This is a genomic window from Enterobacter vonholyi, from assembly GCF_008364555.1.
GTDB classification, from domain to species: Bacteria; Pseudomonadota; Gammaproteobacteria; order Enterobacterales; family Enterobacteriaceae; genus Enterobacter; species Enterobacter vonholyi.
This window is the reverse complement of record NZ_VTUC01000005.1, coordinates 53872-75791: the sequence shown is the minus strand read 5'-3', so window position 1 is coordinate 75791 and position 21920 is coordinate 53872. Positions and strand designations below refer to the sequence as shown.

At 57.4% G+C, this 21920-nt stretch carries 24 protein-coding genes; 10 read left to right on the top strand and 14 right to left on the bottom strand.

Annotated elements, in window-relative coordinates:
- The first annotated feature begins 10 nt into the window (after nucleotides 1-10).
- The 5 genes from flhA to F0319_RS08205 all read left to right on the top strand — a co-directional run bounded on the left by flhA (nucleotide 11) and on the right by F0319_RS08205 (nucleotide 6270).
- Nucleotides 11-2083: a formate hydrogenlyase transcriptional activator FlhA gene (flhA, locus tag F0319_RS08225; protein ID WP_149366652.1), complete on the top strand. Its 2073-nt coding sequence runs from the start codon at nucleotides 11-13 to the stop codon at nucleotides 2081-2083.
- A gap of 153 nt (nucleotides 2084-2236) precedes the next feature.
- Nucleotides 2237-3235 carry a siderophore ABC transporter substrate-binding protein EitA gene (gene eitA, locus F0319_RS08220; protein ID WP_149366651.1) on the top strand — a complete coding sequence of 333 codons (999 nt, stop codon included), beginning with the start codon at nucleotides 2237-2239 and terminating at the stop codon, nucleotides 3233-3235.
- Nucleotides 3235-4272: a FecCD family ABC transporter permease gene (locus F0319_RS08215; protein WP_149366650.1), complete on the top strand. Its 1038-nt coding sequence runs from the start codon at nucleotides 3235-3237 to the stop codon at nucleotides 4270-4272. Before eitA ends, F0319_RS08215 begins: the two co-directional genes overlap by 1 nt.
- Nucleotides 4272-5033, top strand: a complete 762-nt coding sequence (eitC, locus tag F0319_RS08210) for a siderophore ABC transporter ATP-binding protein EitC (protein ID WP_008499588.1) — start codon at nucleotides 4272-4274, stop codon at nucleotides 5031-5033. The genes F0319_RS08215 and eitC overlap by 1 nt, the downstream gene beginning before the upstream one ends.
- A gap of 16 nt (nucleotides 5034-5049) precedes the next feature.
- On the top strand, nucleotides 5050-6270 hold the full coding sequence (locus F0319_RS08205) for an MDR family MFS transporter (protein ID WP_111965468.1): 1221 nt from the start codon (nucleotides 5050-5052) through the stop codon (nucleotides 6268-6270).
- Between the two features lie 5 nt (nucleotides 6271-6275).
- Here the strand turns inward: F0319_RS08205 and F0319_RS08200 are convergent, their stop codons facing one another.
- Nucleotides 6276-6620: a nitrous oxide-stimulated promoter family protein gene (locus tag F0319_RS08200; protein WP_111965467.1), complete on the bottom strand. Its 345-nt coding sequence runs from the start codon at nucleotides 6618-6620 to the stop codon at nucleotides 6276-6278.
- Between the two features lie 175 nt (nucleotides 6621-6795).
- Between F0319_RS08200 and F0319_RS08195 the strand changes: the two genes are divergently transcribed.
- Nucleotides 6796-7026: a SymE family type I addiction module toxin gene (locus tag F0319_RS08195; RefSeq protein ID WP_008499591.1), complete on the top strand. Its 231-nt coding sequence runs from the start codon at nucleotides 6796-6798 to the stop codon at nucleotides 7024-7026.
- Between the two features lie 113 nt (nucleotides 7027-7139).
- The gene (gene mutS / locus F0319_RS08190; protein ID WP_149366649.1) at nucleotides 7140-9701 is read left to right on the top strand and encodes a DNA mismatch repair protein MutS; all 2562 of its coding nucleotides are present in this window, start codon (nucleotides 7140-7142) and stop codon (nucleotides 9699-9701) included.
- 45 nt (nucleotides 9702-9746) lie between these two features.
- On the opposite strand, the gene F0319_RS08185 is transcribed toward mutS, so the two are convergent.
- From F0319_RS08185 to F0319_RS08175, 3 genes are read right to left on the bottom strand one after another with little or no spacing between them, the layout of a single operon-like run.
- Nucleotides 9747-9968, bottom strand: coding sequence for a non-oxidative hydroxyarylic acid decarboxylases subunit D (locus tag F0319_RS08185; RefSeq protein WP_003862116.1), 222 nt, complete (start codon nucleotides 9966-9968; stop codon nucleotides 9747-9749).
- 10 nt (nucleotides 9969-9978) lie between these two features.
- Entirely contained in the window at nucleotides 9979-11406 is a 1428-nt protein-coding gene (locus F0319_RS08180; protein WP_149366648.1) for a non-oxidative hydroxyarylic acid decarboxylases subunit C, read from the bottom strand.
- Nucleotides 11396-11998, bottom strand: a complete 603-nt coding sequence (locus F0319_RS08175) for a non-oxidative hydroxyarylic acid decarboxylases subunit B (RefSeq protein WP_149366647.1) — start codon at nucleotides 11996-11998, stop codon at nucleotides 11396-11398. Before F0319_RS08175 ends, F0319_RS08180 begins: the two co-directional genes overlap by 11 nt.
- 172 nt (nucleotides 11999-12170) lie before the next feature.
- Here F0319_RS08175 and F0319_RS08170 point away from each other — a divergent pair, with 172 nt between their 5' ends.
- Nucleotides 12171-12578: a MarR family winged helix-turn-helix transcriptional regulator gene (locus F0319_RS08170; protein WP_149366646.1), complete on the top strand. Its 408-nt coding sequence runs from the start codon at nucleotides 12171-12173 to the stop codon at nucleotides 12576-12578.
- Here F0319_RS08170 and F0319_RS08165 read toward each other — a convergent pair.
- Nucleotides 12575-13462 (bottom strand): LysR family transcriptional regulator, encoded by an 888-nt coding sequence (locus F0319_RS08165; RefSeq protein ID WP_149366689.1) that lies wholly within the window; start codon nucleotides 13460-13462, stop codon nucleotides 12575-12577. The genes F0319_RS08170 and F0319_RS08165 overlap by 4 nt on opposite strands.
- A 108-nt stretch (nucleotides 13463-13570) precedes the next feature.
- Between F0319_RS08165 and F0319_RS08160 the strand changes: the two genes are divergently transcribed.
- Nucleotides 13571-14773, top strand: a complete 1203-nt coding sequence (locus tag F0319_RS08160; protein ID WP_149366645.1) for an MFS transporter — start codon at nucleotides 13571-13573, stop codon at nucleotides 14771-14773.
- Nucleotides 14770-15150, top strand: a complete 381-nt coding sequence (locus F0319_RS08155; RefSeq protein WP_149366644.1) for a DUF4440 domain-containing protein — start codon at nucleotides 14770-14772, stop codon at nucleotides 15148-15150. The genes F0319_RS08160 and F0319_RS08155 overlap by 4 nt, the downstream gene beginning before the upstream one ends.
- Nucleotides 15151-15202: 52 nt before the next feature.
- On the opposite strand, the gene rpoS is transcribed toward F0319_RS08155, so the two are convergent.
- The 9 genes from rpoS to F0319_RS08110 all read right to left on the bottom strand — a co-directional run bounded on the left by rpoS (nucleotide 15203) and on the right by F0319_RS08110 (nucleotide 21917).
- Nucleotides 15203-16195: an RNA polymerase sigma factor RpoS gene (gene rpoS / locus F0319_RS08150; protein WP_008499600.1), complete on the bottom strand. Its 993-nt coding sequence runs from the start codon at nucleotides 16193-16195 to the stop codon at nucleotides 15203-15205.
- Nucleotides 16196-16254: 59 nt separating this feature from the next.
- The gene (nlpD, locus tag F0319_RS08145) at nucleotides 16255-17379 is read right to left on the bottom strand and encodes a murein hydrolase activator NlpD (protein WP_149366643.1); all 1125 of its coding nucleotides are present in this window, start codon (nucleotides 17377-17379) and stop codon (nucleotides 16255-16257) included.
- Nucleotides 17380-17495: 116 nt separating this feature from the next.
- Nucleotides 17496-18122, bottom strand: a complete 627-nt coding sequence (locus F0319_RS08140) for a protein-L-isoaspartate(D-aspartate) O-methyltransferase (RefSeq protein WP_111965459.1) — start codon at nucleotides 18120-18122, stop codon at nucleotides 17496-17498.
- The gene (surE, locus tag F0319_RS08135; protein ID WP_149366642.1) at nucleotides 18116-18877 is read right to left on the bottom strand and encodes a 5'/3'-nucleotidase SurE; all 762 of its coding nucleotides are present in this window, start codon (nucleotides 18875-18877) and stop codon (nucleotides 18116-18118) included. Before surE ends, F0319_RS08140 begins: the two co-directional genes overlap by 7 nt.
- Nucleotides 18858-19907: a tRNA pseudouridine(13) synthase TruD gene (truD, locus tag F0319_RS08130; RefSeq protein ID WP_149366641.1), complete on the bottom strand. Its 1050-nt coding sequence runs from the start codon at nucleotides 19905-19907 to the stop codon at nucleotides 18858-18860. The genes surE and truD overlap by 20 nt, the downstream gene beginning before the upstream one ends.
- Nucleotides 19904-20383 (bottom strand): 2-C-methyl-D-erythritol 2,4-cyclodiphosphate synthase, encoded by a 480-nt coding sequence (gene ispF, locus F0319_RS08125; RefSeq protein ID WP_008499607.1) that lies wholly within the window; start codon nucleotides 20381-20383, stop codon nucleotides 19904-19906. Before ispF ends, truD begins: the two co-directional genes overlap by 4 nt.
- Nucleotides 20383-21093, bottom strand: coding sequence for a 2-C-methyl-D-erythritol 4-phosphate cytidylyltransferase (ispD, locus tag F0319_RS08120; protein WP_111965455.1), 711 nt, complete (start codon nucleotides 21091-21093; stop codon nucleotides 20383-20385). The genes ispF and ispD overlap by 1 nt, the downstream gene beginning before the upstream one ends.
- Nucleotides 21094-21112: 19 nt before the next feature.
- Entirely contained in the window at nucleotides 21113-21424 is a 312-nt protein-coding gene (ftsB, locus tag F0319_RS08115; RefSeq protein ID WP_008499609.1) for a cell division protein FtsB, read from the bottom strand.
- A 166-nt stretch (nucleotides 21425-21590) separates the two neighbouring features.
- Nucleotides 21591-21917: a DUF3561 family protein gene (locus tag F0319_RS08110; protein WP_008499610.1), complete on the bottom strand. Its 327-nt coding sequence runs from the start codon at nucleotides 21915-21917 to the stop codon at nucleotides 21591-21593.
- Between the last annotated feature and the right edge of the window lie 3 nt (nucleotides 21918-21920).

Here is a 21920-nt window from a genome sequence, read left to right as displayed (position 1 = left end):
GGAAAGCACTATGCCGTATACACCGATGAGCGATCTTGGACAGCAGGGTCTGTTTGACATTACGCGCACACTTTTACAGCAACCCGATCTCGGCGCGCTGAGCGATGCCCTGACGCGGCTGGTCAGGCAATCGGCGCTGGCGGACAGCGCCGCGATTGTGCTCTGGCATAGCGGAACGCAGCGCGCGAGCTACTTCTCAACGCGTGATAATGGCAAAACGTTTGAATACGAAGACGAAACGTACCTCGCGCATGGCCCGGTACGCCGCATTCTCTCCAGACCTGAAGTGCTGCACTGCAACTTTGCGGAATTTCAACAGGCGTGGCCGCGGCTCGCGGAGAGCAACCTCTATCAGCCGTTCGGGCATTACTGCATGCTGCCGCTGGCTGCAGAGGGCCAGATTTTTGGCGGATGCGAGTTTATCCGCACGACCGACCAGCCCTGGAGCGAGGCGGAATACGAGCGCCTGCACACCTTTACCCAGATAGTGGCCGTCGTCGCGGAGCAGATCCAAAGCCGAGTGACCAATAACGTGGATTACGACCTGCTCAGCCGCGAACGCGACAACTTCCGCATTCTGGTCGCCATCACCAACGCCGTACTCTCCCGTCTGGACATGGATGAGCTGGTCAGCGAAGTCTCGAAAGAGATCCACCACTATTTCAAAATCGACGCCATAAGCATTGCGCTTCGCGGGCATCGCAAGGGCAAGCTGAACATCTACTCCACGCATTATCTTGATGAAGCCAACCCGGCGCACGAGCAGAGCGAAGTGGATGAAGCGGGCACTCTTTCTGAACGGGTCTTCAAAAGCAAAGAGATCCTCCTGATCAACCTCAACGAGCAGGATCCGGTCGCGCCGTACGAGCGGATGCTGTTCAACACCTGGGGCAACAAAATCCAGACCCTGTGCCTGCTGCCCCTGATGTCCGGCAACACCATGCTGGGCGTGCTGAAGCTGGCACAGTGCGAGGAAGGCGTGTTCACCACCGCCAACCTGAAGCTGCTGCGTCAGATCGCCGAGCGTATCTCCATCGCGCTCGATAACGCCCTCGCCTATCAGGAGATCCACCGTCTGAAAGAGCGGCTGGTGGATGAAAACCTGGCCCTGACCGAACAGCTCAACAACGTGGACAGCGAGTTTGGTGAAATCATCGGACGCAGCGACGCCATGTACAGCGTGCTCAAGCAGGTTGAGATGGTGGCGCAAAGCGACAGCACGGTGCTGATACTGGGCGAAACCGGTACAGGTAAAGAGCTGATTGCCCGCGCCATCCACAACCTGAGCAACCGCAACAGCCGTCGGATGGTGAAGATGAACTGCGCGGCGATGCCCGCAGGGCTGCTGGAAAGCGACCTGTTCGGCCACGAACGGGGTGCCTTCACCGGGGCAAGCAGCCAGCGGCTGGGCCGTTTTGAGCTGGCAGACAAAAGCTCGCTGTTCCTTGACGAAGTGGGCGATATGCCGCTGGAGCTACAGCCGAAACTGCTGCGCGTCCTGCAGGAGCAGGAGTTTGAACGTCTTGGCAGCAACAAGCTTATCCAGACCGACGTGCGGCTGATTGCCGCGACTAACCGCGACCTGAAAAAAATGGTCGCCGACCGCGAGTTTCGCAGCGATCTCTACTATCGCCTGAACGTCTTCCCGATCTTCCTGCCGCCGCTGCGCGAGCGCCCGGAAGATATCCCCCTGCTGGTTAAAGCGTTTACCGCGAAGATCGCGCGCCGGATGGGGCGAAACATCGACAGCATTCCTGCCGAGACGTTGCGTACCCTTTCATCGATGGAATGGCCCGGCAACGTGCGCGAGCTGGAAAATGTCATTGAACGCGCGGTGCTGCTGACGCGCGGCAATGTGCTGCAGCTCTCCCTGCCTGAAGTGACGCTGCCTGACGCGATCGCGCCCGCCGCCGAGACGGCGAAAGAGGGAGAAGATGAATATCAGCTCATTATGCGCGTGCTGAAAGAGACCAACGGCGTGGTCGCCGGGCCAAAAGGTGCCGCCCAGCGCCTGGGGTTAAAACGCACCACCCTGCTGTCACGCATGAAGCGTCTCGGTATTGATAAAGAGAGCCTCATTTAAGGCCTTATTCCGGCGGTGTTTTTCTGACACCGCCTTTTGTTACCCTGCGCGATTGTCCCTCATTGACACAAAATCGTTTCCTCTGTATAAAATTCCGCCTTAATAATGAGTTTCATTTGCATCAAAAATAATTTTAATGAAGGGTAGCGTTTCATGAAGAAGGTCATCTGCGCGTTAGGCCTGGCGCTTGCGTCGGTCAGTTCTGCTCTGGCAACCACATATCCTCTGACGATTGAAAATTGTGGCTACAAAGAGACATTCACCAAAGCGCCGGAACGCGTCGTGGCTCTGGGTCAGAATACCGTCGAAATTCTGCTCCTGCTGGGGCTGGAAGATAAGGTGAAGGCCAGCGCCTTCTGGCCGACGAAAGTGTTGCCGCAGCTCGCTGAACAGAACGCAAAAATCAAAACCCTGACGGTCGAAATCCCTACCCTTGAATCCGTGCTTGCGCAAAATCCCGACTTTGTCCCCGCCCAGACGCCACTGCTGCTGGGGCCGGAAAGCAAGGTCGCAAAACGCGACGATCTGATGACCCTGGGCGTGAACAGCTACGTGTCGCCGGGCATGTGCGCGACCAAAAAAGCCACCGGCGATATGTACGGCAGCCGCCAGAAGCTGTGGGATATGACGTATCTCTATCAGGAGATTGAGGACTTCGCCAAAATCTTTAACGTTGAAGACCGCGGTCAGGCCGTGATTGCCGATTTCAAAAAACGCGAGGCCGACTTGCGTAAGGAATTCGGCAAGAACAAAAAAGACCTCTCGTTTGTCTTCTGGTTCTCCAGTTCATCCCCTTCCGCTGACGCCTATGTAGGTGGTAAAAATAGCCCCTCCGGGTTTATCGCCAGCCTGATGGGCGGTCATAACGCCATTACGTCCGAGACCGAATGGCCAACCGTGGGCTGGGAGAGCATTATTGCCGCCAATCCGGATGTCATTGTGGTGTCCAGCCTGGACCGCAACCGCTGGGCGCTGGATAACGCGGAAGAGAAAATCAAATTCCTGAAAAGCGATCCGGCCGTCAGCCAGCTGGACGCGGTGAAAAAAGGTCATATCGTGGTGATGGACGGTCAGGCCATGAACCCGACGATTCGCACGATTTACGGGGCTGAGCAGGTCGGCGAACAGCTCAGAAAGCTGGGGCTGAACTGATGACCACCGCCGTTCTTCAGGCCAGGCAAAGCCTGGTTCTGACGACCTCGTGTTTGCTCGCCTTTGTCCTGCTATTTCTGGTTATCGCGCTGAGCGTCAGCGTCGGCGAACTGTCCATCCCGCTGGATAACGTATTTTACGCTATCAGCAATAAAATGGGGCTCACCGATATTCCGCTCACTCGTATCTATGAGAGCGTCATCTGGGACTTTCGCCTGAGCCGCGCGCTGGTTGCGGCCTGCTGCGGCGCGGGGCTGGCCATCTGCGGGGCCGTATTGCAGAGCCTGCTGAAGAACGCGCTGGCGGAACCCTACGTGCTCGGCGTGTCCGCGGGCGCGTCGACCGGGGCGGTTTCTGTTGTCGTATTGGGGATCGGTACCGGTGCGGTGTCGCTCTCTGCCGGGGCCTTTGCCGGGGCGTTCGCCGCGTTTGCGTTTGTCGCGTTTCTGACGAACGGCGCGCGCGGCGGGAATGAACGTACTATTCTGGCAGGCGTTGCCGCCTCGCAGCTTTTTAACGCCATTACCGCCTACACCATTAGCACCTCCGCCAGCGCCCAGCAGGCGCGCGACGTGATGTTCTGGCTGCTGGGCAGCTTCAGCGGCGTACGCTGGCCCGAATTCCAGCTGGCACTGGTCGTGGTGCTGATTGGGTTAGCCGTGTGCCTCTACTATTCCCGGGCGCTGGATGCCTTTACGTTCGGTGATGACGCCGCGGCGTCGCTGGGCATTGCTGTCCCCTGGGTGCGCCTGGCGCTCTTTACCACCACCGCGCTGATTACCGCAACCATCGTCAGCATGGCGGGCTCAATCGGCTTTGTCGGGCTGGTGGTGCCGCACGTCATGCGTTTCCTGTTCGGGCCGCTGCACCGCACGCTGCTGATTGCCAGCGCGCTGGCAGGCGCGATCCTGATGGTGCTGGCAGACATTGCCTCGCGCATGCTGATTGCGCCGCAAAGCCTGCCCGTCGGCGTGGTCACCGCGCTGGTTGGCGTTCCGTTCTTTGCCGTGATTATCTACCGCTCAAGGAATAAGTGATGAGCATCTGCGCTGAAAATATTACCTGGAAGGTCGGCAAAAAAGTCATCGTTAATGACGTCTCGCTGAAGGTTTCCCGGGGCGAAACGGTAGGACTGCTTGGCCCTAACGGCTGCGGTAAATCGTCTCTTTTACGTATCCTCGCGGGGCTGCGTCGCCCGGATGCGGGCTGTGTGACGCTGGACGGCCAGGACATCTCTCGTATTGCCAAAAAGCAGCTGGCCCGCCGGGTCGCCTTCGTGGAGCAGCACGGCATGACTGACGCCAACATGCGCGTGCGCGACGTGGTCAAACTCGGGCGGATTCCGCACCACTCCGCCTTTTCCAACTGGAGCACGCACGATGACGAAACCGTCACCGCCGCTCTGCAGCGCGTGGATATGCTGGATAAAAGCGACCAGGGGTGGCTGAGCCTCTCCGGCGGTGAGCGCCAGCGCGTCCACATTGCCCGCGCGCTGGCCCAGACCCCGACGGAAATCCTGCTGGATGAACCAACAAACCACCTGGACATTCATCATCAGATGCAGCTGATGCAGTTGATCAGCGAATTACCGGTCACCAGCATTGTCGCTATCCACGATCTCAACCACGCCTCGATGTTCTGCGACTCGCTGATTGTGATGCAGAAAGGGCAAATTGTGGCGACGGGCACGCCGCAGGACATCCTGTCCGAGTCGTTGCTCTGGGACGTCTTCCGGGTCAAAACCAAAATCGAGATCTCGCCGTTCCATGGCAAAAAACACATTCACTTTATCGTTTAGGGGCGAGTGACCAACGATGCCCCTTCGCCCTGCCACCACGCTCTGGCCCCCCGTTTTACTGGGTAGCCAGTTTGTTTTTAACATCGGCTTTTATGCCGTTGTCCCCTTCCTGGCGATATTCCTGCGCGACGATATGCTGCTCTCCGGCGGGCTGATCGGGCTGATCCTCGGCCTGCGCACATTCTCTCAGCAGGGGATGTTTATCGTCGGTGGTGCCCTCTCGGACCGGTTTGGCGCGAAAGTGATTATCCTGAGCGGCTGTATTGTCCGTGTTTCAGGCTATCTGCTGCTGGCCTTCGGGGAATCGCTGTGGCCGATTATACTGGGCGCGTGTCTGACAGGCGTGGGCGGCGCGCTGTTTTCTCCGTCTATTGAGGCATTGCTGGCGAAAGCGGGCACGCACAGCGAGGCGAAAGGTAAACGAAGCCGGGCGGAGTGGTTCGCGCTGTTTGCGGTCTGCGGGGAACTCGGTGCGGTACTGGGCCCGGTCGCCGGCGCCCTGCTAACCGGCCTGGGTTTTCGTCAGGTGGCTCTCGCGGGAGCAGGCGTCTTTGTCATTGCATTAGTGGTGCTCTACTTCTGCCTGCCTGCTTCTGGCCGCCGTTCACAGACGCTAAAAATTGTGCCCTGGTGGACGACGTTTCATCAACCCCGCTTTGTCGCCTTTATCATTGCCTACAGTTCGTGGCTTTTAAGCTATAACCAGCTCTATCTGGCGCTGCCGGTAGAGATCCAGCGCTCTGGCGGTAACGAGAAAGATCTCGGCCCGCTTTTTATGCTTGCCTCCGTTCTGATCATCACCTTACAGCTGCCGCTGGCGCGATTCGCCCGGCGCGTGGGTGCGGTGAGGATCCTGCCGGTGGGCTTTTTATTCCTCTCCGCCGCCTTTGCAAGCGTGGCAATGTTTGCGCCGACGGCACCGCCTGAGGGCTGGCTGCGCCTGCTGCCGTCGGTCTGTTTCGTGACGCTGCTGACGCTGGGGCAGATGCTGCTGGTACCCTCGGCAAAGGATCTGATCCCGAGGTTTGCCGAGGAGTCCACGCTGGGGGCGCACTATGGCGCACTCGCCACCGCTGGCGGCATCGCGGTACTGGCAGGAAACTTGTTGTTTGGTAGCCTGCTGGATCGCGCGCTGGTGCCCTCAACGCAGGCGATTTATCCCTGGCTGCTGCTGGCCCTTTTCCCACTCTGTAGCGCGCTGGCCCTGAACGTTATTTGCCGCCCGCTCAGAAGCTGAACCGGTCACTTTTTCGGACGATACTTTTCCGGCAACTCCGGCACGGGGCGACGGTCATCAATCAGATGGCGGACGGTCAGAATGGGGTGACGCCATAACATACGCGGGCCTGCCCAGCGCATAATCAGCTTCATCTCTTCGCGTTTTGCAGGCTGATAGCAGTGGACCGGACACTGCTTACAGGCAGGCTTTTCCTCACCAAAAACGCACTTATCCAGGCGCTTATCGGCATAGGCATTCAGCGCCTGGTAGTGCCCGTCTTCCACAGAGGCCTGAGGACACTGCTTCTGATACAGCGCGATCATTTTCGCGATGGTCTCTTTTTCGCGAGAAATTCGTTTACCGGACATAGCGACTTACCAAACAATAAAGTGCAAAAATAATACACCTTTCAATGCGGGATTTCAGTTGTTGCATGCGGCTTTCTGAAGCCTGATTCCAGTTTTATCCCTGCACCGTCCGACAATTACTGGTATTTTATACAGTCATTAGTGATGACTTTTATCCGTGTTGTCGGGAGACCCTATGCAAGAACTCGCTATCAACAAACCCTATCGCCATTTAACAGTGGGATATTTCAGAAAGCGCCATGAAGACCGCAATACCAAGATACCGAAGCGCTACAGCGTGCATGCGGCGCTGAGCTTAAAAGGTGACTGGCTTGAAAAGGCGGGATTTACGACCCATTCCCGAGTCAGGGTGGGCGTGGAGCATGGAAAAATAGTCATTGAGTTAATGTCGGAAGATGCCTCGTAAAGCGACGACATTTTTCTGCGCCGTACCTTTTTTTCATGCGACAATAGAAGGAACAAACGGCCTCTGAGCCGCTCAAAACGGTTTATTTTCAAAGAAATGGACATCATAACTCCATGAGCACACTCGACAATTTCGACGCACATACGCCGATGATGCAGCAGTATCTGAAGCTGAAGGCACAGCATCCGGAAATCCTGCTGTTTTACCGTATGGGCGATTTTTACGAGCTGTTTTATGACGATGCTAAGCGTGCATCGCAGCTGCTCGACATCTCGCTGACCAAACGTGGTGCATCGGCAGGTGAACCCATCCCGATGGCAGGTATTCCGCACCACGCGGTAGAAAATTACCTGGCGAAACTGGTGAATCAGGGTGAGTCTGTCGCCATCTGCGAACAGATCGGCGACCCCGCGACCTCAAAAGGCCCGGTGGAACGCAAGGTCGTGCGCATCGTCACGCCTGGCACCATCAGTGATGAAGCCCTGCTTCAGGAGCGCCAGGACAACCTGCTGGCCGCGCTGTGGCAGGACGGCAAAGGGTTTGGCTACGCGACGCTGGACATCAGCTCCGGGCGTTTTCGTCTGAGTGAACCGGCCGATCGTGAAACGATGGCTGCCGAACTGCAGCGCACCAACCCGGCAGAATTGCTCTACGCCGAAGATTTCGCCGAAATGGCGCTGATTGAAGGTCGTCGCGGGTTGCGCCGCCGTCCGCTGTGGGAATTCGAAATTGATACCGCGCGCCAGCAGCTGAATCTGCAGTTTGGCACCCGCGATCTGATTGGCTTTGGCGTTGAAAATGCCCCGCGCGGGCTGTGTGCGGCAGGTTGCCTCCTGCAGTACGTAAAAGATACCCAGCGCACCGCCCTGCCGCATATCCGCTCTATCACCATGGAGCGCCAGCAGGACAGCATCATCATGGATGCCGCCACTCGCCGTAACCTGGAGATCACGCAGAACCTCGCGGGCGGCGTAGAAAATACGCTGGCGTCGGTCCTCGACAATACGGTAACGCCAATGGGCAGCCGTATGCTGAAACGCTGGCTGCATATGCCGATTCGCGATACCGCTACGCTGGTTTGTCGTCAGCAGACGATTGCCGCGCTGCAGGATCGCTATACCGAGCTGCAGCCTGTCCTGCGCCAGGTGGGGGATCTGGAACGTATCCTGGCCCGTCTGGCGCTGCGCACGGCACGACCGCGCGATCTCGCACGGATGCGTCATGCTTTCCAGCAGCTGCCGGAACTTCGTGCGCAGCTGAGCGACGTTGACAGCGCGCCGGTACAGAAACTCCGCGAAACCATGGGTGAATTTACCGAACTCCGCGAGCTGCTTGAACGCGCCATTATTGATGCGCCTCCGGTTCTCGTGCGTGATGGCGGCGTGATTGCTCCGGGCTACAACGAGGAGCTGGACGAATGGCGCGCGCTGGCCGACGGCGCGACGGACTACCTCGATAAGCTGGAGATCCGCGAGCGCGAGCGTCTTGGGCTCGACACTCTGAAGGTGGGTTATAACGCGGTTCACGGTTATTACATTCAAATCAGCCGCGGGCAGAGCCACCTGGCGCCGATTCACTACGTGCGCCGCCAGACGTTGAAAAACGCTGAACGCTATATCATTCCCGAGCTGAAAGAGTACGAAGACAAAGTCCTCACCTCGAAAGGGAAAGCCCTGGCGCTGGAAAAACAGCTGTATGAAGAGCTGTTTGATATGCTGATGCCGCACCTGGCCGACCTGCAGCTGAGCGCCAGCGCGCTGGCGGAACTGGACGTGCTGGTGAACCTCGCAGAGCGTGCGGAAACGCTGAACTACACCTGCCCGACCTTTACCGATAAGCCAGGCATTCGTATCACTGAAGGCCGTCACCCGGTGGTCGAGCGGGTGCTGAACGAACCGTTCATCGCCAACCCGCTGAGCCTGTCGCCGCAGCGAAGAATGCTGATCATTACCGGTCCGAACATGGGCGGTAAGAGTACCTATATGCGTCAGACGGCGCTGATTGCCCTGCTTGCCTATATCGGCAGCTACGTTCCAGCGCAAAACGTGGAGATTGGCCCCATCGACCGTATCTTCACCCGTGTTGGAGCTGCGGACGATCTGGCGAGCGGTCGCTCAACCTTCATGGTCGAAATGACTGAAACGGCAAACATTCTGCATAACGCGACGGAGCATAGCCTGGTGCTGATGGACGAAGTCGGACGCGGAACGTCAACCTACGATGGTCTGTCGCTGGCCTGGGCCTGTGCGGAAAGCCTCGCGAATAAAATCAAGGCCATGACGCTCTTCGCCACCCACTACTTCGAACTGACGCAGTTGCCGAAGAAAATGGAAGGCGTGGCTAACGTCCACCTTGATGCGCTGGAGCACGGCGACACCATCGCCTTTATGCACACGGTGCAGGATGGCGCGGCAAGCAAAAGCTATGGTCTGGCCGTTGCGGCGCTGGCTGGCGTACCGAAAGAGGTGATAAAGCGCGCGCGTCAGAAACTGCGTGAACTGGAAAGCCTGTCACCGAATGCGGCGGCGACGCAGATTGATGGTACGCAGATGTCGCTGCTGGTGCCAGCGGAAGAGACATCGCCTGCTGTGGAAGCGCTGGAAAACCTCGATCCGGATTCACTGACGCCGCGTCAGGCGCTGGAGTGGATTTATCGCCTGAAGAGTCTGGTTTAGTTTTCTGCGGTCTTTGCCCGGTGGCGCAGCGCCACCGGGCTGTCTTTACAGCAGCGGCGGGATCGTTGGCACCTGCGGCGCCTCGTCAATATCCTTCTGCGTCATGCGGAACGCTTCAGGGTAATGCTCGCGGCTGGTACGGCGCAGCGGTTCGGTATCGCGCCAGGTATACAAACAATGCTGGCACTGGTAAACGGTCCAGACCCCTTTCACCGGCGACGTCGCCATCACTTCAATATGCTCATCGGCACAACGTGGACAAATCATCTTTTCCTCCTTATTGACGTGAAGCCAGCATCGCGGTCAGTTTTTCAGCCCAGGCTTTGGTTTCAGGCAGATCCTGTACCGGCTGGCTATAGTGGCCACGGGTGTCCGGTGCGACAGGCGTGGTCGCATCGATAATCAGTTTGTCGGTAATGCCCGCCGGACTGGATCCAGGATCGAGTTCCAGCACCGACATGTTCGGCAGCTGCACCAGATCGCCTGCCGGGTTGACCTTCGATGACAGCGCCCACATCACCTGCGGGAGGTTGAACGGGTCGACATCCTCATCCACCATGATCACCATCTTTACGTAGCCCAGGCCGTGCGGCGTGGTCATGGCGCGCAAGCCGACCGCGCGGGCAAACCCGCCGTAGCGTTTTTTGGTGGAGATAATCGCCAGCAGACCGTGGGTGTACATCGCGTTCACCGCCTGCACTTCCGGGAATTCCGCTTTCAGCTGCTGGTAGAGCGGCACGCAGGTGGCTGGCCCCATCAGATAATCAATCTCGGTCCACGGCATGCCGAGATAAAGGGATTCGAAAATCGGTTTGGTGCGGTAAGAAACTTTGTCGATACGCACAACCGTCATGTTACGACCACCGGAGTAGTGCCCAGTAAACTCGCCGAACGGCCCTTCAATTTCGCGTTTACGGCCTTCAATCACCCCTTCCAGGATCACTTCAGAACCCCACGGCACATCGAAGCCGGTCAGCGGCGCGGTGGCAATCGGATACGGGCTTTCACGCAGCGCACCGGCCATTTCATACTCTGACTGATCGTATTTCAGCGGCGTCGCGCCCATCAGCGTAATGATCGGATCGTTGCCGAGGGTAATGGCAATCGGCAGGTCTTCGCCGCGCTCTTCGGCTTTGTGCAGATGCAGAGCAATATCGTGCATCGGTACCGGCTGCAGGCCGAGCTTGCGCTTGCCCTTCACTTCCATGCGGTAGATGCCAACGTTCTGCTTGCCGAAGTTATCAGGGTCAAGTGGATCGCGCGAGACGACGCACGCTTTATCGAGATAAAAACCCCCGTCTCCGTCGTTCAGACGGAACAGCGGCAGAATATCGAACAGGTTAATGTCTTCGCCGTCCACCGTATTCTGCGCCCAGGCCGGATTGGCGCGGCTCTCTGGCGCAATCGGGAATTTATCCCAGCGGCGAATAAACTCGTCGATCTGCTTTTTCACCGGCGTGTTCGCCGGCAGCCCCATCGAAATGGCATGGTTCTGCCAGGAGCCGATGGTGTTCATCACCACGCGGGCATCGGTAAATCCGCGAATGTTGTCGAACCACAGCGCGGGCGCGCCGTCGCCAATACGGCCGGTCGCGTTGGCCGCCGCCGCCAGATCGGGCTCGGCGTTTACCTCTTCCTCAATTTTCAGCAGTTGCCCTTGCTCATCGAGCGCCTGCAGGAAGCTTCTCAAATCATCAAATGCCATCTTTATTCTCCTGTGAAAAATGTTTCGCCTCCCGCAACCCGTTCCAGCGGCGGGCCTTTTTATGCTCCAGGCCAAACTGGTCAAGCACGCGGGTCACAATATGCTGGGTGATGTCATCGGCGGTTTGCGGATGGTTGTAATACGCAGGCATAGGCGGCACCATCGCCACGCCCATGCGGGAGAGCGCAAGCATATTCTCCAGATGAATGGTGCTGAGCGGCGTTTCACGGGGCACCAGCACCAGCTTACGCCCCTCTTTCAGCACCACATCCGCCGCACGGCCCACCAGCCCTTCGGCATAGCCCGCGCGGATCCCGGCCAGCGTTTTCATGCTGCAGGGAATGACGACCATGCCGTCGGTACGAAACGAACCGGAGGAGATGGTGGCGGCCTGGTCTGCCGGGCTATGGACAACGTCAGCCAGCGCAGCAACGTCCTGGGCGGTGTAAGGCGTTTCCAGCTCAATGGTGGTTTTTGCCCACTTCGACATCACCAGATGGGTCTCCACTTCCGGCATTTCCCGTAGCGCCTGCAGCAGCGCCACGCCAAGCGGAGCACCCGTTGCCCCCGTCATTCCCACGATCAATCTCATTCATCACCTCAATCATTTTGTTCGTGTGCGAACATTATGGGTAAACTACTCCCGAATTCTTTTTCTGACAATATCGTTCGCATACGATCACACTAAATGCTAAAAAATGCCGCATTATCATCCCGGGCTTTAGCAGCTATCATAGGGGGTGATTTTTTCTGTCGGAGTGTTCATGGAACTAAGACAAGAGGCGTTCCACCTGTTACGTCAGCTTTTTCAACAGCATACTGCACGGTGGCAACATGCATTGCCGGAGCTGACCAAGCCGCAGTATGCGGTGATGCGCTCTATTGCCGAGCATCCGGGCATCGAACAGGTGGCATTGACTGAGGTCGCGGTCAGCACCAAAGCGACCCTGGCGGAAATGCTCAGCCGCATGGAGGCGCGCGGGCTGGTCAAACGCGAGCACGACCCTGCAGATAAGCGCCGTCGCTTTGTCTTCCTCACGCCAGAAGGTGAGGCCCTGCTTGCAGACTGTAAGCCGGTAGGCAATGAGGTTGATGAGGCCTTTTTAGGCCGTCTTAACAAGGCCGAGCGGGAGCAGTTCTCGGCTCTCATCAAAAAGATGATGCACGATTAATTCACGCTGGTGCGCATAAAATCGATAAAGGTGCGCACTTTCGCTGAGACATGCCGGGCATCAGGATAGACCGCATAGATGCCCTGCCGCGCAAAGGTATATTCCGGTAACACCTGGACCAGTTCTCCCGCATCAAGTGAATCGCGCACCAGCCATTCCGGCAGTAACGCCACCCCACCGCCTGCGAGCGCAAAAGCCATAAGGGCCTGAGCGCTGTCGGCAAACAAACGTGGCGCTTTTTTTATCTCGAGCGTTTCAGGCGCGCCGCTGGCATTTTTCACCTGCCAGCGCAGCGGTGAGGCCAGGCGCTCATGAATAATCCAGTCGGCCTGCGCCAGCTGCGCAATCGATTCGATAGGGTTTCTCGCAAGCCACTCGGGCGTCGCGACGGGGAGAATAGAAAAGTGAGAAATCAGTGCGGCGTGGTTGCGCGAATCGGCAAGCGTCCCCAGCCGGATGGCCACGTCAAAGCGCTCCGAGATAAGGTCAGCATGCAGTGACGACGAAACGTGTCGGACGCGAAGATCGGGGTGCTGCTGGCTAAACCTGGCCAGCAGCGGCACCACGACCCGGGAGCCATATTCAGGCGTGGTCGTGATCCGCAGTTCACCGGTAAGTCCCGCATGATTCGCGCGGACATCATCCTGCAGCCGTTCGGCTTCCTTCAGAAGCGCCACGCTGCGCTGATGAAAAAGCGCGCCCGCCTCGGTTAACGTCAGGCGGCGGGTAGAGCGCAGCAGCAGCGTAACGCCCAGCTCATCTTCAAGCTGGCGGATATTGAAGCTAACCACCGCTTTTGTCAGCCCCATCGCCTCTGCGGCCGCCGTAAAACTGCCGGTGTCGGCCACTGCGATAAACATCTGCGTTCGCTGTAGGTTAATCATCATTACGCCTTATACTGTCAAAATAATTTTGACAGTAAATCGCGCTTTGTCAGGTTTATCCGTGATTCCCGAGCCGATACGATACGCCACCTCACCGGAGGATCCACCATGACGTATCGCAGCAAAGTTGCCGTTGTCTATCTGCTGGGCTTTTTTCTTGATTTGATCAACATGTTTATTGCCAGCGTCGCCTTTCCGGCAATGGCTCACGCCTTTACTGCCACGCCATCAGCGCTTGCCTGGGTCAGTAACGGGTATATTGCCGGTCTGACGCTGGCGATCCCGTTCAGCAGCGTGCTCACTCGCCGCATCGGGCCAAAGCGCGTCATCCTGCTTTCGCTTTTTCTGTTCAGCGCAGCCTCAGCTGCAGCGGGCCTGTCTGCAACGCTGGAAACTCTGATTGCCTGGCGAGTGCTTCAGGGCGTGGGAGGGGGCTTACTGATCCCCGTCGGACAGGCGCTGACCTGGCAACAGTTCAGGCCTCACGAGCGGGCCCGACTCTCCTCGGTAGTGATGCTGGTTGCGTTGCTTGCCCCGGCCTGCTCCCCGGCTATCGGCGGCGTGCTGGTGCAGACGCTGGGCTGGCGATGGATCTTTTTCGCCACGCTCCCGGTGGCTATCGTGACCTTTGTTCTGGCCTGTCTGTGGCTTAAACATGAAAAACCCACGATGAACGCGGCCAGATTGCTAAACCTGCCCTTGCTCGCGGACCCGCTTTTGCGTTTTTCAATGCTTGTCTATTTTTGCGTCCCCGGCATATTTATTGGGGTGAACGTCACGGGCATGTTTTATCTTCAGCACGAGGCGAACATGAGCCCAGCCGCAACGGGAATGCTCATGCTGCCGTGGTCTGTAGCATCGTTTATCGCCATCACGACGACGGGACGTTATTTTAACCGTATCGGCCCCCGACCGCTGATAGTCATCGGCTGCCTTTTGCAGGCGGCGGGTATTCTGCTTTTGATTGACGTCAGCTCGTCAATGCTGTTGCCTGCCGTCGCGTTTACCCTGATGGGCGCGGGAGGAAGCCTGTGCAGCAGTACAGCTCAGAGCAGCGCGTTTCTGGCAACGCGCCGGGACGAGATGCCGGATGCCAGCGCGCTGTGGAATCTCAATCGTCAGCTGAGTTTTTTTGCCGGTGCCCTGCTGCTTGCGCAGGTGCTGAACCTGGCGCAGGCCTGGCTGCCACCACTCGCCGCCTGGCACGGGATGTTTATTTTTGCTGCAGGCATGACCTTGCTGCCTGTACCGTACGTTTTTCGTCTTAACAATACGCAGGTGCTAAATCAGCTGCGACAGGAGAATTCATGACGCCTTTCGAACACGACATTATCGACCTCCACATTGCGCTTGAAGACTGGTTAGGCAAAGGTGAAGGCGATCCCGACGCCCTGCTCGCCCGCTTCAGCCCAGATTTTCTGATGATCCCGCCGGGTGGTGTGCAGATCGACTATAACGGCCTGGCCAGTTTTCTGGAAAAACAGCGTGGAAGCCGTCCCGGACTGAAGATCGTCATTGACGAATTATCCACGATCCAGCGTTGGGATCGTGGCGCGGTGCTCCACTACCGGGAGACGCAAACCCGGCCAGACCTGCCCGTCAACGTGCGCTGGTCGACCGCGGTGCTCAGTCAGGAAGGCGACAAAATAACGTGGCGTCTGCTGCACGAAACGGCGGCACAGCCGTAACACAAAAGAAAAAGGCCCGTCTCACGACGGGCCTTTTTTGACGAAAGGTTGCTTATTCGCGGAACAGCGCTTCGATATTCAGACCTTGCCCCTGCAGGATTTCACGCAGGCGGCGCAGACCTTCAACCTGAATCTGACGAACACGTTCACGGGTCAGGCCAATTTCGCGGCCGACGTCTTCCAGTGTCGCAGCTTCATACCCCAGTAAACCGAAACGACGTGCCAGCACTTCACGCTGTTTGGCGTTCAGTTCGAACAGCCATTTGACGATGCTCTGTTTCATGTCATCGTCCTGCGTGGTGTCTTCCGGACCGTTATCTTTTTCATCGGCCAGGATGTCCAGCAGCGCTTTTTCGGAGTCGCCACCCAGCGGGGTGTCAACAGAGGTAATGCGCTCGTTGAGACGCAGCATACGGCTTACGTCATCAACCGGTTTATCGAGTTGCTCGGCAATTTCTTCTGCGCTTGGCTCGTGGTCCAGTTTATGGGACAACTCGCGCGCGGTGCGCAGATAAACGTTCAACTCTTTGACGATGTGTATCGGCAGGCGGATCGTACGGGTCTGGTTCATAATAGCCCGTTCGATGGTCTGACGAATCCACCAGGTCGCGTAGGTTGAGAAACGGAACCCGCGTTCCGGGTCAAATTTCTCAACTGCGCGGATGAGACCTAAGTTGCCCTCTTCAATCAGATCCAGCAGAGCCAGACCACGATTGCCGTAACGGCGGGCAATTTTCACGACCAGTCGCAGGTTACTTTCAATCATGCGACGACGCGAGGCAACATCACCACGCAAAGCACGACGTGCGAAATAGACTTCTTCTTCGGCCGTTAGCAGTGGGGAGTAACCAATCTCCCCAAGGTAAAGCTGAGTCGCGTCCAGTACACGCTGTGTGGCACCCTGCGATAACAGCTCTTCTTCAGCCAAATCGTTATCACTGGGTTCCTCTTCTACTAAGGCTTTTTCGTCAAAAGCCTCTACTCCGTTCTCATCAAATTCCGCGTCTTCATTTAAATCATGAACTTTCAGCGTATTCTGACTCATAAGGTGGCTCCTACCCGTGATCCCTGAACGAGACACCCTGGCTGGCATGCCCCGTCAAATTATCGCTGCGGCAAATACTGCAGCGGGTTTACGGATTTCCCCTTGTAACGAATTTCAAAATGCAAGCGTGTAGAACTGGTTCCGGTGCTACCCATGGTAGCGATTTTTTGCCCCGCCTTAACTTCTTGTTGTTCCCGGACCAGCATTGTGTCGTTATGGGCGTAGGCACTCAGGTAATCATCGTTATGTTTGATGATAATAAGATTACCGTAACCGCGCAGAGCGTTACCGGCATACACAACGCGCCCATCTGCGGTCGCGATGATAGCCTGTCCTTTACTCCCTGCGATATCGATCCCTTTATTTCCCCCTTCGGAGGAAGAGAAGTTTTCGATAACCTTGCCGTCAGTTGGCCAGCGCCATGCAGAGATTGGCGAACTGGAGGTCATACTGCTGGCAGTCGGTTCAGTAGAGCTAACCACAGGTGCCGTTACCGGTGCTGTGACAACAGTCGCAGTCCCTTTATTATTCGGCAACATTTTGTTAGCAGTCTGATCACCTGAATCCTCAGAATACGTAATTACAGGTTGTGAAGCAACCACCGTGGTGGATTTTTGTGCAGGCTTAACGCTGTTATTTTGAGCTGTTACATCGGCCGCTGAAACGGTGTTGCCAGGCGTAAGCGGCGTCCCCGTCGCGTTGCCCACCTGGAGCGTTTGCCCGACTTCCAGAGCATATGGGGCCTGGACGTTATTGCGCTGCGCGAGGTCACGGAAATCGTTCCCGGTGATCCACGCAATGTAGAACAGCGTATCGCCGCGTTTCACGGTATAGGTGCTGCCACCGGTGTAGCTGCCTTTCGGAATGTTCCCATACTGGCGGTTATAGACTATGCGGCCATTTTGGGTCTGAACAGGTTGTTCAACTGGCTGAACCTGCACTGGCTGTGTAACAGGATGTTGCACAGGCTGAATTTGTGGTGTTTGCTGCGGTGCAGCCGTCCCCATTTTAGGTGGCGGCGTGATTAACATTCCGCTGGACGTGTTACCGGAGCCGCTGTTTCCGCCGACGGAACTCACGGGCGCAGGCGCGTTGTTTGAACTTGTACAGCCTGCCAGCCAGAGCGAAACCAGTGATAATGCCGCAACACGGCTGATGGTGAATTTAGGGCTTCCCGCGCTCATTTATCCCCCAGGAATGTGTTAACTACCAGTGACTTAAAATTTACCGTGATGGCACGAATCTTTCGCGCCACACCATACGCTGAATTTGCCTTAATAACCCTGGATAATTCCGAGTCTCAGGCCAACTCCCCCTTCACCAGAGGCACAAAGCGCACGGCTTCCACGGTGTCGATAATAAACTCGCCGCCGCGCCGACGAACGCGCTTCAACAGCTGCTGCTCGTCCCCGACAGGCAGAACAAGAATGCCCCCCTCATCCAGCTGCGACAACAGGGCTGCTGGAATTTCAGGCGGGGCCGCCGTCACGATGATCGCGTCAAACGGGGCGCGCGCCTTCCAACCCTGCCATCCATCACCGTGTCGTGTCGAAACATTATGTAAATCAAGTTGTTTCAGGCGACGACGCGCCTGCCACTGTAAACCTTTGATCCGCTCAACGGAGCATACGTGATGAACCAGATGCGCCAGGATCGCGGTCTGATACCCCGACCCGGTGCCAATCTCCAGCACGCGGGAGTCGGGCGTCAGCTCCAGCAGCTCCGTCATGCGTGCCACCATGTAAGGCTGCGAAATCGTCTGGCCCTGTCCGATGGGCAGCGCCACGTTTTCCCACGCTTTGTGTTCAAACGCCTCGTCTACAAATTTTTCACGCGGAACCAGGGCGAGCGCTTCGAGCACGTGCTCGTCGCTGATCCCCTGCGCGCGGAGTTGTTCCAGAAGAGTTTGTACACGTTTGTTTACCATTGCGCGTTCACTCCTGCGCGATCCAGCCAGCCCGACACCACATCATGCGCGCTATACGCGGTTAAATCTACGTGCAGCGGAGTAACCGAAACATAGCCTTCCTCTACGGCGGCAAAGTCGGTATCCGGACCCGCATCGCACTTGTCGCCGGGAGGGCCAATCCAGTAAAGCGTGTTACCGCGAGGATCCTGCTGCGGGATCACCTGATCGGCAGGATGTCGGCTCCCGCAACGGGTGACGCGGATGCCTTTAATTTCATCAAGAGGAAGATCCGGCACGTTGATGTTGAGGATGCGCCCGGTACGCAGCGGCTCGCGACCGAGCGCCCGCAGGATCGAACAGGTTACCACGGCAGCGGTGTTGTAGTGCGTGTGGCCATTTAACGAGACCGCCAGCGCCGGGAACCCCAGATGGCGGCCTTCCATTGCGGCCGCCACGGTGCCGGAGTAAATCACGTCATCGCCGAGGTTAGGCCCGGCGTTGATGCCGGAGACGACGATATCCGGACGCGGCCGCATCAGCGCGTTCACGCCCAGAAAAACGCAGTCGGTTGGCGTGCCCATCTGTACGGCAATATCGCCATTTTCAAAGGTAAAGGTGCGAAGCGACGACTCCAGCGTCAGCGAGTTAGACGCTCCACTGCGGTTACGATCGGGCGCCACGACCTGCACGTCCGCAAATTCACGGAGGTGTTTCGCCAGGGTCTGAATGCCTGGCGCGTGGATCCCGTCATCGTTACTCAGCAATATTCGCATAATCACCCGAGGTGTTGATAAGTTCCCTGACAACACTGGTGGCAAAGCTGCCTGCCGGCAGCCAGAAGCGTAACTCGACGGTCACGTCATCCCACCAGTTCCAGCTTAACTGCTGCGGATAGAGCAGCATCGCGCGGCGTGCCGCTTCAACTTTTTCCCGCACCAGCAAGGATTGCAATTCTGGCGCGTCCGCCACGGCTGACTGCTCGGCGGCCAGCGCGTCGCCCTGTGTTCCCCAGTCGCCCGTACCGGGCAACGCGGCGGTAATCATCAGCGCTTTTGCGTCCACGCGCGACTGCACATCAGCCATCTCTTCGGCCGTTGCCACAAACCAGCTTCCGCGTCCCGCTAATTGTAGCGCATCGCCAACAACAACTTGATTCGCGTCCGGTTTTTTCAGCCTTTCGCTCACAATCTGATTAAACAACGCGCTGCGGGCCGCCGACAACCAAAAACTGCGTTTATTCCTGTCACGTACCGGCGCATAGCTTTGCGCCCAGCGCAGCGCGCCCTGCAGGTTGCTGCCGCCGATGCCAAAGCGCTGCGCGCCAAAGTAGTTCGGTACGCCGCGGTCGCTGATGGCGTTCAGGCGTTTTTCAACGTCTTCTCGGTCAGTCACTTCGCGCAGCACCAGCGTAAACGCGTTGCCTTTCAACGCCCCCAGACGCAGTTTGCGCTTGTGGCGGGCATATTCCAGTACCTTACAGCCCTCAAGCTCAAATTTGCTTAAATCAGGCATCGCATTGCCGGGAACGCGCGCGCAGAGCCACTGTTCCGTGACGGCGTGTTTATCTTTCTGCCCGGCAAAGCTCACTTCGCGGGCATGAATTTTGAGGAATTTTGCCAGCGCGTCGGCCACAAAGCGGGTATTGCAGCCATTTTTCAGAATACGCACCAGGATATGTTCGCCTTCGCCATCCGGCTCAAAGCCCAGATCCTCGACCACGAGGAAATCTTCCGGGCTGGCTTTCAGCACCCCGTTCCCCTGCGGTTTGCCATGCAGATATGTCAGGTTGTCGAAGTCTGTCATTTGCTCGCCTTCACCAGCAGCGCCACGGCTTCACAGGCAATCCCTTCGCCACGACCTGTGAAGCCCAGCTTCTCGGTCGTCGTCGCTTTGACGTTCACGTCGTCCATATGGCAACCCAGATCTTCTGCGATAAACACACGCATCTGCGGAATGTGCGGCAGCATTTTCGGGGCCTGGGCGATAATCGTCACGTCGACGTTGCCAAGGGTGTAGCCTTTCGCCTGGATGCGGCGCCACGCTTCGCGCAGCAGTTCACGGCTGTCTGCCCCTTTAAACGCCGGGTCGGTGTCCGGGAACAGCTTGCCGATATCACCCAGTGCGGCCGCGCCCAACAGCGCGTCGGTCAGCGCATGCAGCGCCACGTCGCCATCAGAATGCGCCAGCAGCCCTTTTTCATAAGGAATGCGCACGCCGCCAATGATAATTGGGCCTTCGCCGCCAAAGGCGTGTACATCAAAACCGTGTCCAATTCGCATTATGCCTTCTCCTGATGGGTCGAACGGGTAAGATAAAATTCCGCGAGCTGTAAATCTTCCGGACGCGTCACTTTAATATTATCAGCACGTCCTTCAACAAGCTCAGGATGGAAACCGCAGTACTCCAGCGCAGAGGCTTCGTCCGTGATGGTCGCACCTTCGTTAAGCGCGCGCGTTAAGCAGTCGTGGAGTAATTCGCGGGGGAAAAATTGCGGCGTCAGCGCGTGCCATAGATCGACGCGTTCGACGGTGTGGGCGATAGCCCGTTTGCCCGGCTCGGCGCGCTTCATGGTGTCGCGCACGGGGGCAGCCAGAATGCCGCCCACTTTGCTGGTTTCGCTCAGCGACAGCAGGCGCGCAAGGTCGTCCTGGTGCAGGCACGGACGCGCCGCGTCATGGACCAGTACCCACGGGGCGTTTCCGGCAGCCTGAATGCCTGCCAGCACGGAATCGGCGCGCTCGGCACCGCCATCGACAACGGTAATCTGTGGATGATTTGCCAGCGGGAGCTGCGCGAAGCGCGCATCGCCCGGGCTGATAGCGATGATCACCCGCGTCACCCGCGGGTGCGCCAGCAGCGCCGCCACGGCGTGCTCAAGGATCGTTTTATCGCCAATAGAGAGGTACTGCTTGGGACATTCTGTCTGCATGCGCCGGCCAAAACCTGCGGCCGGCACCACGGCGCATACGTCCGAAAAAGTTACTGCCATGTCGTAATCCTGGGCCTGATTATCGATTATTTTGTGCTGAGCCCTGATTGCGTTTAGACGCATCCGGAACCAGACGATAAAAGGTTTCGCCCGGCTTAGTCATACTGAGTTCATTGCGTGCGCGTTCCTCAATCGCCTCTTGCCCGCCATTGAGGTCATCAATTTCAGCAAAGAGTTGATCGTTTCGCGCCTTAAGTTTGGCGTTTGTTGCCTGCTGAGCCGCGACGTCATCGCTTACCCGGCTATAGTCGTGCAGTCCGTTCTTACCGAACCACAGCGAATATTGCAGCCAGATTAGCAAAGCCAGCAACAGCAGCGTTAGTTTACCCATCCTGCCCCCTGAAAAACGGCATCATCATCCCAAGACTTCCCCAGAGCACTACGCCGGGGTAACAGAGATGCCGCAACATCGCGGGCAAATGTACCACATTTTTTCCGCAGAATCGTCCTGCACAATATCGTTACACAGTTGGTTACGGTTTGAATTATGGCTGAAGTTAGCCCATGAGCCACAAAAATAACAGACCAAACATCAGAACCACCGTCACAATCGTGACCACGGTGCTGTACAGGAGCTTACCATTGAGCAACGAGTGCAGCGCAATGCCGACGACAACCGCCACGGGCATCAGCGCCAGAAAGAAAGGCCAGGTGTAGAGAAAGAAGAACAGCGTGTTGCCGCCGTAGATGAGAAACGGAATACCCAGCGCCAGCAGCCATGAGACGAAGCCAATGATGGCCCCAGGAAATGACCAGGTCGTTTCGTCGTCGGTCGCAAGCGGCTCCGACCCGGTTGTGGTGATGTAATGTTCACTGTTGCGCATAGC